Below are 12,943 nucleotides of genomic sequence, written 5' to 3' on the forward strand. Positions count from 1 at the left end.
GCCGCGGGCGCGCCCGCTCACGGGAACGGGATCTCGAACCACACCACCTTGCCGGTGCTCAGCCGCGTCGCGCCCCAGCGCCGGGCGAGCCGGTTGACCAGGTACAGGCCCCGGCCGCCCTCGTCCGTGGCCCTCGCCTGCCGCAGCCTGGGAAGCTGCGGGACGTCGTCCCCCACCTCGCAGCGCAGCACGTCGGTGCGGAGCAGCCGCAGCGTGATGGGGCGCTCGGCGTACCGGACGGCGTTGGTCACCACCTCGCTGACCAGCAGTTCGACGGAGTCCGTCAGCTCCTCCAGGTTCCAGCGCTCCAGCGCGCGCCGCGCCAGCCGGCGGGCCTGCCGCGCGGTCTGGGCGCGCGGGTCGAGGTACCAGTAGGCGACGTCGCTGGGCGGTATCCCGTCGAACCGGGCCGCCAGCAGCGCGATGTCGTCGTCCCGGTCGCCCGGTCCCAGGATGTCCAGCACCTCGTCGCAGAGCGGCTCCAGCGGCGGCGCGGTGTCGGGGCGGGTCAGCCCGGCCGTCTCCGCCAGCTTCTCGCGCAGGTGCTCGATCCCGGTCCACACGTCGCGGTGCCGGGACTCCACCAGGCCGTCGGTGTAGAGCAGCAGCGTCGCGCCCGACGGGGCGTCCAGCTCCACCGCCTCGAAGTCCACGCCGCCCACCCCGATGGGCGCGCCCGCCGGGATGCGCAGCACCTCCGCCCGGCCGTCGCGGTAGAGCATCACCGGCGGCGGGTGCCCGGCGTTGGCCACCACGATCCGGTGCGCGACGGGGTCGTAGACGGCGTACAGGCAGGTGGCCATGCGGTCGCTGCCGAGCCGCTGGGCCTGCTCGTCGAGGTGGTGGAGCACCTCCTGGGGCGGCAGGTCCAGCCCGGCCAGGGTCTGCGCGGTGGTGCGGAGCTGGCCCATGATCGCGGCGGAGGTCATGGAGTGCCCCATGACGTCCCCCACCACCAGCGCCACCCGGCCCCCGGGCAGCGGTATCGCGTCGTACCAGTCGCCGCCGACCCGGGCGGTCTCGGCGGCCGGGAGGTAGCGGCTGGCCAGCGTCACGCCGGTGGGCTGGGGCAGCTCGTCGGGGAGCATGGTGCGCTGCAACTCGTCGGCGATGTACGCCTCGCGGCCGTAGAGCACCGCCTTGTCCACGCCCAGCGCGGTGTGCGTGGCGAGCTGCGCGGCCACCAGCAGGTCGTCGGACTCGAAGGCGGCCCGGTCGGGGCGGCGCAGGAAGACGGCCGCGCCGATGACCCGGCGGCGCCCGCGCAGCGGGGCGAGGATCGCCCGGCGCCCGACCGGGACGTCCCGTCCGGGGCCGAGCAGCTCGGGCAGCGCCTCCCGGGCGGTGGAGGAGTCGCCGAACACCGGACGCACCCCGCGCAGCACCTCGGCCAGCGGGCCGCCGCCGCGCACCTCGATCAGTTCCGGCGCCCCGCCCGCCGTGCCCTCCGGCGGGCCGACCAGCAGGGGCAGCGGGAACTCGCCGGTGTCGGAGAGGTCCTGGTCGGCGGGCGTCTCCAGCGCGTGGTCCGGCAGCCGGTCGGTGCGGCGCAGCCGCAGGACGAAGGGGCCGGCGGGCCGCTCGTCCCCCACCGGCAGCGGATCGCGCAGGTACACCAGAATCGCGTCGCTGAACGCGGGCACGCTGGCCCGGCACAGGCCGAGCACGGTCTCGTCCAGGTCCACCCCGCGGGCGATCCGCCGGGTGGCGGCCCCCACGAAGCGCAGCCGGTCTCCCCCGCGCCGCTCCCGCTCGGCCCGCTCGTCCCCGCTGGGGTGCTCGGCCGCGCCGGGCGCGGCGTCCCCGCCGGTCCCGTCCAGCGCGCCGGGGCGGCGCCGTCCGGCGGACTCCTCGCCGCCCGCGGGCCGGGCATGACCCGTCTCCGTCACGGAGGCCTGCGCCGACGCATCCGGCGGCTGGGAGGGGACGCCGCGGGGGACGTCCTGGGGCGCGCCGGCCGCCGCGGGGGTCGGGAAGCGCTGCGGCCGCGGCGTCCGCGCGGCCCGCCACGGGCATGGCCGTGCGGGCGCCGCCGCCCATCGGCCGGGCAGCGGGCTGCTGGGGGGTGGGGTACTCCGTCACGCGTAGGATTCCATCCGTCCGGGGCCGCGCATCGGGCGTGCCCAGCGCTTGGGGACTAGGGGCGTCGTCGGCAGTTCAGGAAGATCTGTATCTCGGGGGACACGTCCGTGCTGGCCGGCGCGTAGGCGAACGACTCCTCCCCGGCGATCTCGAAGCCCGCGTCCCGCACCACCTGGCGCAGTTCGTCCCGCAGATACCCCGATACCCGGATCGTGTTGCCCAGGAACGGGATGCCGAAGTCGTCCACGTCCGCCTCGACCATGCCCAGGGCCAGCGGCGCGCCGGGGACGAGCTGCCCGTGCAGCATGCGCAGCGCGACGGGGATCTCCGCCCTCGGCAGCATCAGCAGCGAGAAGAAGGCCGCGGCGCCGTCGAAGGGCCCCAGGCCGCTGCTCTCCAGGTCCGCGATGTCCATCTGGTGGAACTCGGCGCCGGGGACGTTCTCCCGGCTGCTCTTGACCATGGCGGCGGAGAAGTCGATGCCGACGACCCGGTGCCCGGCCTCCGTGAGCTGACGGGCCGTGGGCACTCCGGTGCCGCAGCCGACGTCGAGCACGCGCGATCCGGCGGGCAGCTGCCCGGCCAGCCAGGCGCCGGCCGCCGTCTGCCCCTCCTTGTGCGGGAACACCTCGTCGTAGCGGTCGCCGATGACGTCGAACGCCTCGGCCTGGCCGGTGCGGTCGATCGCCGTCCGGTCGTAGTCCGCGTACGCCTGATGGCCGTCCGTGCTGCTCACGTCTGGGGCTCCTCTCGCGGACGTGCGTCAATTCCCTTCCCGGGACGGGGAGTTCGTACAGTGTGGGGCTTCCCGGAAGTCCGGGTCGATCCTACGGTCGCGGTGCGGGGACGCAGCAAGGGGTCGCGGCGTCTTCCGTGGCCATCATGCGAGAAGCGGGCCACCCCCACCAGTCCCTCATTCGGCCCGGGCCGGCTCCCGGTCCCAGTCCTCCGGCAGCGCGGGGACCGCCCAGGCGGGGTCGGGGCGCCAGTGCTCCCAGCCGTCGCGGAACGGGCTGGCCCAGGCGCGGATCGTCTCCACGGCCCGCCGTCCCGCCGCCCGTACCCGCTCGGCCTGGTCCTCGTCCATCAGGCCGGCGCGCCGGGCCTGGGCGAACTCGTCCTCGTCCTTCCACTCCCAGGTGCGGTCGGGGTAGACGGCGATGTCCAGGAAGTGGTCCTCGGAGTCCACCCCGCCCGCCCAGCGGCGCAGCGGCTCCTCCAGGTTCACGTACCAGTTCCTGAAGCGCCAGCCGCGGTCCCAGAACAGCCACACCGACCAGGGCTCGCCGGCCCGCGCGAGCTTGAGCACGCCGGTGCCGAACCACCGCGAGCGCACGGTCCTGCGCGGCTTGGTGTAGCGGGTGGCGAGCGGTTCGCGGTGCAGGGGCGTGCCGTCCGCCAGTTCGGGTCTGACGCACGTGGTCCCGGGCGCCATCCACACGGCGAGCAGCTCCGGGGTGTCGCGGACGACGGTCACGGGCCGGCAGATGTGGACGTGGTCGCCGCCGTTGGCCCGGTACCGCCACAGGATGTGCTCCCCCGCGCTCCAGCGCGGGCCGCCCGCCGTCCCCGTGTTGTCCTCCGTCTGCGCTGTCATGAGCGGATCCTATTCGGGGGGCGGGGACGGTCCGCGGTCCGCGCGGCGGCTCCCGCCGCCGCGGGCGGGCGGCGGGAGCCGCCGCGGGGTCAGGGGCGGGTCATGCGCAGCACGTCCAGGGCCTCGTCCAGCTGCTCCGGCGTGATCAGGCCGCGCTCGACGTAACCGGACTCCAGGACCACCTCGCGGATCGTCTTCCGTTCCGCCAGGGACCTCTTGGCGACCTTCGCGGCCTCCTCGTACCCGATGTACCTGTTCAGCGGGGTCACCACGGACGGCGAGGACTCCGCGTACTCGCGGGCGCGCTCGACGTCCGCCTCGATGCCGTCGACCGTGCGGTCGGCCAGCAGGCGGGAGGCGTTGGCCAGCAGCCGGATGGACTCCAGGAGGTTCTTCGCGATCACCGGGAGCATCACGTTCAGCTCGAAGTTGCCCGACGCCCCGGCCACCGCGACCGCCGTGTCGTTCCCCGTCACCTGGGCGGCGACCATCAGGACCGCCTCGGGGATCACCGGGTTGACCTTGCCCGGCATGATCGAGGAGCCGGGCTGGAGGTCGGGCAGCCGGATCTCGGCCAGGCCGGTGCGCGGGCCCGACGACATCCAGCGCAGGTCGTTGCAGATCTTGGTCAGGCCGACGGCGACCGTGCGGAGCTGGCCGGAGGTCTCCACCAGGGCGTCGCGGGCGCCCTGGGCCTCGAAGTGGTCGCGGGCCTCGGTCAGCGGCAGCCCGGTGGCGCGGGCGACCTCGGCGATCACGGCCGCCGAGAAGCCGGGCGGGGTGTTGATGCCGGTGCCCACCGCGGTGCCGCCCAGCGGCAGCTCGGCCAGCCGCGGCAGGCAGGCGCGCAGCCGCTCCACCCCGTACCGCATCTGCGCCGCGTAGCCGCCGAACTCCTGGCCGAGCGTGACGGGCGTGGCGTCCATCAGGTGGGTGCGGCCCGACTTGACCACGCCGGCGAACTCCTCCGCCTTCCGCTCCAGCGCCCCGGCCAGGTGCTCCAGCGCGGGGATCAGGTCCCCGGTGACGGCCGCGGTCGCCGCGATGTGGATGGAGGAGGGGAAGACGTCGTTGGAGGACTGGCTGGCGTTGACGTGGTCGTTGGGGTGCACCGGCGCGCCCAGCCGCTCGCTCGCGAGGGTGGCGACGACCTCGTTCATGTTCATGTTGGAGGAGGTGCCGGAGCCGGTCTGGAAGACGTCCACGGGGAAGTGGTCGTCCCAGCGTCCCTCGGCGACCTCGGCGGCGGCCCCGGAGATGGCCCGGGCCATCTCCGGTTCCAGGACGCCGAGGTCGGCGTTGACCCTGGCCGCCGCCTCCTTGATCCGGGCCAGCGCCTGGATGTGCGCGCGCTCCAGGCGCAGGCCCGAGATCGGGAAGTTCTCCACGGCGCGCTGGGTCTGCGCCCGCCACCTGGCGTGCGCGGGGACCCGCACCTCGCCCATGGAGTCGCGCTCGGTCCGGTACTCGCCGCTCGCCCTGCTGTGTTCCTCGTTCGTCCCGGTCATGGGACAAATCTACTTCTCCGGGACGTCAGTTCCCGGAACGGACCGGAATGGAGGTGACGAAGGGCTTCGCCGGGCCGGGGTCGGTGAAGAAGTCGTTGCCCTTGTCGTCGACGACGATGAACGCCGGGAAGTCCTCCACCTCGATCTTCCACACCGCTTCCATGCCCAGCTCCTCGTACTCCAGGACCTCGACCTTCTTGATGCAGTCCTGGGCGAGGCGGGCGGCCGGTCCGCCGATGGAGCCGAGGTAGAAGCCGCCGTGCCTGGCGCACGCCTCGGTGACCTGCCGACTGCGGTTGCCCTTGGCCAGCATCACGAAGGAGCCGCCCGCCGCCTGGAACTGCTCGACGTAGGCGTCCATCCGGCCGGCGGTCGTCGGGCCGAAGGAGCCGGAGGCGTACCCTTCCGGGGTCTTGGCCGGGCCCGCGTAGTACACGGCGTGGTCGCGCAGGTACCGCGGCATCTCCTCGCCGGCGTCCAGCCGCTCCTTGATCTTGGCGTGGGCGATGTCGCGGGCGACGACCAGCGGGCCGCTCAGCGACAGCCGGGTCTTGACCGGGTACTTGGACAGCTCGGCGCGGATCTCGTCCATCGGGCGGTTGAGGTCGATCCGCACGACGTCCGAGTCGAGGTCGGCGTCGGTGGTGTCGGGCAGGAAGCGTGCCGGGTCCCTCTCGAGCTGCTCCAGGAAGACGCCCTCGGCGGTGATCTTCGCCAGCGCCTGGCGGTCGGCGGAGCAGGAGACGGCGATGGCCACCGGGCAGGACGCGCCGTGGCGGGGCAGCCGGACGACGCGCACGTCGTGGCAGAAGTACTTGCCGCCGAACTGGGCGCCGATGCCGAGCTTCTGGGTCAGCTCGAAGACCTTCTCCTCCAGCTCCAGGTCGCGGAAGCCGTGGCCGGACGGGGAGCCGGAGACGGGCAGGGAGTCCAGGTAGTGCGCGGAGGCGTACTTGGCGGTCTTGAGCGCGTACTCCGCCGAGGTGCCGCCGACCACGATCGCCAGGTGGTACGGGGGGCAGGCGGCCGTGCCCAGGGAGCGGATCTTCTCCTCCAGGAAGCGCATCATGGACGCCTCGTTCAGGACGGCCTTGGTCTCCTGGTAGAGGAAGGACTTGTTGGCGCTGCCGCCGCCCTTGGCCATGAACAGGAACTTGTAGGCGTCGCCGTCGGTGGCGTACAGCTCGATCTGCGCCGGGAGGTTGTTGCCAGTGTTCCTCTCCTCCCACATGGTCAGCGGGGCCATCTGGGAGTAGCGCAGGTTGAGCTGGGTGTACGCGTCGTAGACGCCGCGGGAGAGGGCCTCCTCGTCGCCGCCCTCGGTGAGCACGTTCTGGCCGCGCTTGCCCATCACGATCGCGGTGCCGGTGTCCTGGCACATCGGGAGGACGCCGGCGGCGGCGATGTTGGCGTTCTTCAGCAGGTCCAGGGCGACGAAGCGGTCGTTGGGGGACGCCTCGGGATCGTCCAGGATGCGGCGGAGCTGGGCCAGGTGCGCCGGGCGCAGGAAGTGCGAGATGTCGCGCATCGCCTCGGCCGCGAGCAGGCGCAGCGCCTCCGGCTCGACCTTCAGGAAGGTGCGTCCGCCCGCCTCGAAGGTGCTGACGCCTTCGGCGGTGACCAGGCGGTAGGACGTGGTGTCCTCGCCCAGGGGGAGCAGGTCCGTGTAGGAGAACGCCGGGTGGTGCGGGCGGGGATCGGCAGGCATGGACGGTCTCTTCCTCTCGACGACGGCGCCTCACAGGGTAAGACCCCGTACCGGGGGCCGGGCGTGTGAGGTCCGGCTCAGTCCGCCCCCGGCTCGCCCCCCGCGTCCCCTGGTCGCGATGTATCGCGTTCGATAGTCTGGCTCCGTGGACGAGAAGAGCTCCCCGGGGAAGCAGCCCGGGCACCGGCCCGAACGGACCGTGGCCGAGGCGGACGTACGCGCGTCGGACGCCGACCGCGACGGGGTCGCGGAGATCCTGCGCGAGGCGCTCGCGGAGGGGCGGCTGGACACCGAGGAGCACGCCGAGCGGATCGACTCGGTCTACCGGGCCAGGACCGTCGGCGAACTGGCGCCGCTGGTGCGCGACCTGCCGGCGGGACGTCAGGACGCCTCCGGACCCCGGACCTTCGCGCCGCCGCTTCCCGCCTCCCCCCGGCCCCCGCACGGGGAGCGCGGCGAGCGCCTGTTCGCGGTCTTCGGCGGCGCCTCGCGCAGGGGGCGCCGGCGCATCGGCCCCGGGGTCAGGGCCTTCGCCCTCTTCGGCGGCGTCGAACTCGACCTGACCGAGGCGCTGTTCGACCAGCGGGAGGTCGTCGTCAGCGCCACGGCGCTCTTCGGCGGGATAGAGATCAGGGTCCCGGAGAACGTGACCCTGCGCGGCGGCGGCACCGGCGTCATGGGCCGCTACGACGTGCGGCCGCAGGAGTCCGACGACCCGGAGGCGCCGGTGGTCGTGGTGCGCGGCGCGGCGGTCTTCGGCGGCGTCGAGGCCAGGCCCCGGCGCGGCAAGCGCCTGCGCGACCTGCGCGGACGCTGACGCCCGCCGGAAGGGGCGGGCCGTCCGCACGGCCCGCCCCCGGTGCGGGCCGTGTGGACGGCGGCTCCCGGCCGGCCGCGGCGCGGGCCGGTCACTCCGTGCGCAGCCCGTCCGGGCGCATCATCCGCCACAGGGGCGGAAGGCTGAGAGCGGTCACCAGCAGGATCACCGCGGCGCCCAGGCCCGTCACGGCGGCGATGCCCGCCCAGTCGACCGCGACCGGCGTGGAGACCGTCGCCAGCAGGGCGGCGCCCAGCCCGATGCCGCCGGCGACCGCCAGCGCCAGGCCGAGCACCACCGGCAGCGCGGTCTGCCACAGCACCGACCAGCCCAGCGTGGAGCGCCGGGTGCCGAAGGCGACCAGCACCGACAGCAGCCTCCTGCGCTCGCGCAACTGCTCCAGCGTCGAGACGACCATGCCGGCGCCGATCAGCAGCAGCACCCCGGCCGCCCCGATGTGGAGGGCCTTCCGGATCGCGGCGAACTCCTCGACCTCCCGGGTGGCCGCCAGCACCATCACATCGGTGGCGGGGCGGCCGGTCTCGGCGGCGTTGCGGACGTGCTCCACCGCGTCCGGCACCTCCCGGTCGATCCTCACCATGATCTCGGCACGGGCCTCCCGCATCGCGGAGGCGTCGATCGCCTGCGGGGTGGCGAGGATGCCGTAGATCATCTCGCCCTGGGGGCTGGTGCGCGCCTCCACCTCGCGGGCGTCGCCGGGGACGGTCCACGGCACGCGGTCGCCCGCCTGCTCGTAGGCGCCCTCGTCCTCGTCGTACCTCGGGGGGTTGAGGTCGAGCCGCGCGCCGGGGCGCTCGCCGAGCCCGTCCTCGCCGTCCCCGGAGTCCTCCGAGCGCACGATGAAGACGTCGCCCTCCGCGCACGCGGTGATCCGCGCCAGTTCCCTCAGCGTGGCGCAGTCGGCCACGCTGACCCGGGTGTAGGGGACGTCGCCGTTGGGGTCCGCCCCCACCGTCAGGTAGTGGCCGGTGGTCGTCCCCAGCACCTCCCGGACGCCTCGGGCGGCCTCCAGCCGCTCGACCAGCTCGCGGGTCCCCCCGCCGTCCTCGACGGCGCTGCCGATCTGGATCTGGGCGCGCCGGGGGTCCTGGCCGGTGTCCTTGGTGTAGGCGCCGCTCACTCCGCTGAAGAACATCTGGATGGCTATCGCCCCGGCGACCGCGACGGTGATGCCGCCGACCGCGCGGGCGGCCGGGCCGCTGTCGAGCTGGAGGCGGCGGATGGCGAGCTGGAGGGACAGGGGGCCGCCGCGCAGCCGTCCCACGGCCTTCTCCACCACCCAGGGCAGCACGACCGTGACACCGGCCAGCAGCAGCACGATGCCGGCGGTGATGCGGTAGGTGTCGATCGTCTCCTCGTCGGAGCTGATCCCCCCGAACGAGGGGGCCAGCAGCAGCAGTCCGGCCGCGGGCAGCGCCATCCGCCACCACAGCCTGCGCCCGCGCGCTCCGGCCTGGCGCACGACGCCGAGCGGTTCGATGGCCACCCCGCGCAGCGCGAACAGGGTGACGGCCACGGCGCAGGCGGGCACGGCCAGCAGGATCAGCGCGAGGATCGGGGCGCTGGGCCGGACGTCCGACGGGAAGACGCTGATGCCGAACAGTTCGGCCTCGCCGATGAGGAGCCTGATGGGCCAGAACAGCGCGGCGCCCACGGCCAGTCCGAGGAGGGCCCCCACCAGCGACTCGCCGGCGGCGATGCGCCGGACCATCCGGCTGTCGGCGCCGACCAGCCGCAGCGCGGCGAGCCTGCGGTCGCGGCGCTCGCCGCCGAAGCGGACGGCGGTGGCGACGAACACCGCGACCGGGAGCAGCAGCACCACGCACACGACGACCACCAGCAGCAGCAGGACGGCGTCCAGCGATTCGGGTTCGTGGTCGGTGCCGAAGCGGTCGGTGCGGTGGGCCAAGCCGGTCCCGTCGAGCTCGTCGGAGCCCAGGACGTAGGAGAGTTCCCGCGGCCCCACCAGGCCCTCCTCGCCGATGGTGCCGACGATGCGGTGGGGCAGCCGCTTCTTCAGCAGCTCGCCCTCGGGCGACGAGAGCAGCTCGCGCAGCGCCGGCGAGACCGCCATCTCGCCGGGGGCGGGGAACTCGTCCAGGCCCGGCGGCACCGGCGGCCTGCTGCCCTCCCGCTGGACGATCCGGCCGTGGATGCCCTTGTCGCGGAACTCGGTGCCGTCCTCCAGGACGAGCACGCTGCGCTCGGAGCGCTCGGCCTCCGGGCCGAAGACGGAGACCGCCCGGGCCGCGCCGCGGGCATCGCGGGCGTCGAGCATGGCGGGCACGGAGGCGGCCACCATCAGCACCGCCACGCCGAGGCCGACGCCGACCGCCGTGAGCGCGGTGCGGATCCAGCCCTCCCGGCCCCCGGTGAGCGCGAAGCGGGCTCCCATCAGCAGGTCGGCGGCCCAGCGGACCGCACCGGCGGGCTGCCGGGCCGGTGCGGGCGGCGGGGCGGGGGGCGCCTGGGGCGCCCTGGAGTCCAGTGCGCTCATGCCGCGCCCGCCATGTCCCGCACCCTGCCGTCGCGGACGACGATCTCGCGGTCGGAGTAGGCGGCGACCCGGGCCTCGTGGGTCACCAGCACCACGGCGGCCCGGGTGTCGCGGGCGGCGTCGGTGAGGAGCTGCATGACCCGCTCGCCGTTGAGGGAGTCCAGCGCGCCGGTGGGCTCGTCGGCGAAGACCACGCGCGGCGTGGTCACCAGGGCGCGGGCGACGGCGACGCGCTGGCCCTGGCCGCCGGAGACCTGGCCGGGCCGGTGGTGCCGCACGTCCTCGACCTCCAGCCGCTCCAGCCACTCCGCGGCCCTGGCCTCGGCCTCCTTGCGGGACACACCGGTCAGGCGCAGCGGCAGGGCGACGTTCTCGGCGCAGGTCAGCTCGGGGACGAGCTGGCCGAACTGGAAGACGAAGCCGAACTCCGAGCGCCGCAGGGCGCTGCGCTCGGCGTCCGGCATCGCCGACAGTTCGCGGCCGCGGTAGCGGACCGTGCCGGAGTCGGGGCGGACGATTCCGGCCAGGCAGTGCAGCAGGGTGGACTTGCCGGAGCCGGAGGGGCCCATCACGGCGACGACCTCGCCGGGGTGGACGGAGAAGGACGCGTCGTCCAGGGCGGGGGTGGGTCCGTAGGACTTGCGCAGGCCGGCGGCGTGCAGGAACGGTTCGGCGGTGGTCATCCGCGTACCTCCCGGGCGAGTTGGTCGAGGCGCGCGGCGGTCAGTTCCAGCCAGCGCAGGTCGGCTTCGAGGTGGAACAGGGCGTGGTCGCAGATGAGCTGGTCGGCGAGGTCGCCGCTCTGCTTGCGCCGGGTCAGTTCGCGCATCAGCCGCAGGTGTTCGGAGCGCTGGACGTCCAGCAGTTCCGCCGCGTCGCGCCCGGTCAGCAGGGCGAGGACGACCTTGGTGTAGAGGGTGGACTGCAGGTACGGCTCGGGCTTCTCAGGGCGGCCGAGCCAGGAGGCGACGTCGGTGATCCCGGCGTCGGTGATGGCGTAGCGCTTGCGCTCGGGCCCCTCCCCGGGTTCGATCCCCTCGACCTCCACCAGGCCGTTCTTCAGCAGTCTGGACATCGTCGAGTAGACCTGCCCGTAGTGCAGCGGGCGGTCGTGGCCGAAGCGCTCGTCGAAGGCGCGCTTGAGGTCGTAGCCGTGGCGGGGGCCGGTCTCCAGGAGTCCCAGCAGGGTGTGGCCGATGGACATGCCGACGACTGTACACCACGTGTATACACGCGATGTATACACGTGGTGCGCGCATCCGCCCCGCTCGTCCGCTCCCTGCCGCGCCGCCGTTCCGCCGGGCCGGCCGGGCCCGCCGGGGTCAGTCCCCCGTGCGCGGCGGGCGGCCCCGGCGGGGGTGGGGACGGGCGTCCCCCGGCATGCGTCCGGCCTCGGTCAGCGCCCTGCGCAGCAGGTAGTCGATCTGGGCGTTGGTGCTGCGCAGTTCGTCCGCGGCCCACCTGGCGAGGGCGTCGTGGACGGCGGGGTCCAGCCGCAGCAGCACCTGCTTGCGCTCGCGCGGGCGCCGCTGCCGCCGTTCCCGTTCGGGGCCCTCCTCCCCGGGGGGCCGCTGGGGCTGCTCGGTCACTGGTACAGCGACCCCGCGTTGAGAACCGGCTGCGGGGAGCGGTCGCCGCAGAGCACCACCAGCAGATTGCTGACCATGGCGGCCTTGCGCTCCTCGTCCAGCTCGACGAAGTCCTGCGCGGCGATCCGGGCGACGGCGTCCTCGACCATGCCGCAGGCGCCCTCCACGATCGCCCGGCGCGCGGCGACCACCGCGCCCGCCTGCTGGCGCTGGAGCATCGCGGCGGCGATCTCGGGGGCGTAGGCCAGGTGCGTGAAGCGCGACTCGATGATCCGCACGCCCGCCGCCCGCACCCGGGCGGTCAGCTCGGCGGCGAGCTTCTCGGTGATCTCCTCGGCGTTGCCCCGCAGCGACAGGCCGTCCTCGTCGTGGGCGTCGTAGGGGTACTCGATGGCGATGTGCCGCACGGCGGCCTCGGTCTGCGTGGAGACGAACTCCACGAAGTCGTCCACCTCGAAGACGGCCTGGGCGGTGTCCTCCACCTGCCAGACGACGACGGCCGCCAGTTCCACCGGGTTGCCGTAGGCGTCGTTGACCTTGAGCACGGCCGTCTCGTGGTTGCGCACCCGCGTGGAGATCTTCTTGCGGGTGGTCAGCGGGTTGACCCAGCGCAGGCCGTCCTTGCGCACGGTGCCGGTGTAGCGCCCGAAGAGCTGGACGACCCGGGCCTCGCCGGGCGCGACCATGTTGAGCCCGGCCATCGCGAAGACCGAGCCGATCACCAGCAGCACTCCGAGGACTATCAGCGCCGCTCCGCCGGCGCCCGCTCCCCCGGAGGCGAGCCCCGCCCCGGCGACGGTGCCGCCGATCCCGGCCAGCGTCCCCAGCAGGCCGAGCAGCAGGGCGAGTCCGCCCGGGACGGAGTGCGCGGGCACCTCGCGCACCCGGGGCGCCGGCATCTCGGGCAGGTCCCCGGCGACGGACTTGGTCTCAACGGACATGACAGTCCCCCGTTCTGTCGAGAGTCTAGCAAAGTGATATCACTTTAACGTGACGGAGGACGGCCGCGGAAGCCCCCCACCGGAGAGGAACCGGCGCGGAACCGGTGTGGTCCCTCCTGCGGGGACGGGACGCCCCGAAACGGCGGGGACCCCGCCGATGGCGGGGTCTGGCGTGCCGTCGTC

The 12,943-nt window shown here is 74.1% G+C and carries 11 protein-coding genes; 1 reads left to right on the top strand and 10 read right to left on the bottom strand.

Annotation, left to right across the window (positions count from 1 at the left end; genetic code table 11):
- Positions 1–17: 17 nt before the first annotated feature.
- The 5 genes from ABD358_RS10320 to ABD358_RS10340 form a co-directional block, all read right to left on the bottom strand.
- Positions 18–2,051, bottom strand: coding sequence for a SpoIIE family protein phosphatase (locus ABD358_RS10320; protein ID WP_425576295.1), 2,034 nt, complete (start codon positions 2,049–2,051; stop codon positions 18–20).
- 86 nt (positions 2,052–2,137) lie between these two features.
- A complete protein-coding gene (locus ABD358_RS10325; protein ID WP_344630608.1) occupies positions 2,138–2,818 on the bottom strand; it encodes a class I SAM-dependent methyltransferase in 681 nt (226 codons plus the stop codon).
- Between the two features lie 177 nt (positions 2,819–2,995).
- Positions 2,996–3,679, bottom strand: coding sequence for a cytidylyl-2-hydroxypropylphosphonate hydrolase (gene fomD, locus ABD358_RS10330; RefSeq protein ID WP_344630609.1), 684 nt, complete (start codon positions 3,677–3,679; stop codon positions 2,996–2,998).
- A gap of 89 nt (positions 3,680–3,768) precedes the next feature.
- Positions 3,769–5,187 carry a class II fumarate hydratase gene (locus ABD358_RS10335; protein WP_344630610.1) on the bottom strand — a complete coding sequence of 473 codons (1,419 nt, stop codon included), beginning with the start codon at positions 5,185–5,187 and terminating at the stop codon, positions 3,769–3,771.
- Between the two features lie 25 nt (positions 5,188–5,212).
- Positions 5,213–6,895 carry a fumarate hydratase gene (locus ABD358_RS10340; protein ID WP_344630611.1) on the bottom strand — a complete coding sequence of 561 codons (1,683 nt, stop codon included), beginning with the start codon at positions 6,893–6,895 and terminating at the stop codon, positions 5,213–5,215.
- A gap of 145 nt (positions 6,896–7,040) precedes the next feature.
- Here ABD358_RS10340 and ABD358_RS10345 point away from each other — a divergent pair, with 145 nt between their 5' ends.
- Positions 7,041–7,712 carry a DUF1707 SHOCT-like domain-containing protein gene (locus ABD358_RS10345; RefSeq protein WP_344630612.1) on the top strand — a complete coding sequence of 224 codons (672 nt, stop codon included), beginning with the start codon at positions 7,041–7,043 and terminating at the stop codon, positions 7,710–7,712.
- 91 nt (positions 7,713–7,803) lie between these two features.
- Here the strand turns inward: ABD358_RS10345 and ABD358_RS10350 are convergent, their stop codons facing one another.
- From ABD358_RS10350 to ABD358_RS10370, 5 genes are all read right to left on the bottom strand, one after another.
- Positions 7,804–10,230: an ABC transporter permease gene (locus ABD358_RS10350; protein WP_344630613.1), complete on the bottom strand. Its 2,427-nt coding sequence runs from the start codon at positions 10,228–10,230 to the stop codon at positions 7,804–7,806.
- Positions 10,227–10,913, bottom strand: coding sequence for an ABC transporter ATP-binding protein (locus tag ABD358_RS10355; RefSeq protein WP_344630614.1), 687 nt, complete (start codon positions 10,911–10,913; stop codon positions 10,227–10,229). The genes ABD358_RS10350 and ABD358_RS10355 overlap by 4 nt, the downstream gene beginning before the upstream one ends.
- Complete coding sequence (locus ABD358_RS10360; RefSeq protein WP_344630615.1) at positions 10,910–11,434, bottom strand: PadR family transcriptional regulator; 525 nt, start codon at positions 11,432–11,434, stop codon at positions 10,910–10,912. The genes ABD358_RS10355 and ABD358_RS10360 overlap by 4 nt, the downstream gene beginning before the upstream one ends.
- Before the next feature lie 118 nt (positions 11,435–11,552).
- Entirely contained in the window at positions 11,553–11,819 is a 267-nt protein-coding gene (locus ABD358_RS10365; protein ID WP_425576291.1) for a type II toxin-antitoxin system antitoxin, read from the bottom strand.
- Positions 11,816–12,760, bottom strand: a complete 945-nt coding sequence (locus tag ABD358_RS10370) for an SPFH domain-containing protein (protein WP_344630616.1) — start codon at positions 12,758–12,760, stop codon at positions 11,816–11,818. Before ABD358_RS10370 ends, ABD358_RS10365 begins: the two co-directional genes overlap by 4 nt.
- Positions 12,761–12,943: the final 183 nt, after the last annotated feature.

This window comes from Streptomyces glaucosporus (assembly GCF_039533345.1).
Taxonomy (GTDB): Bacteria; Actinomycetota; Actinomycetes; order Streptomycetales; family Streptomycetaceae; genus Streptomyces; species Streptomyces glaucosporus.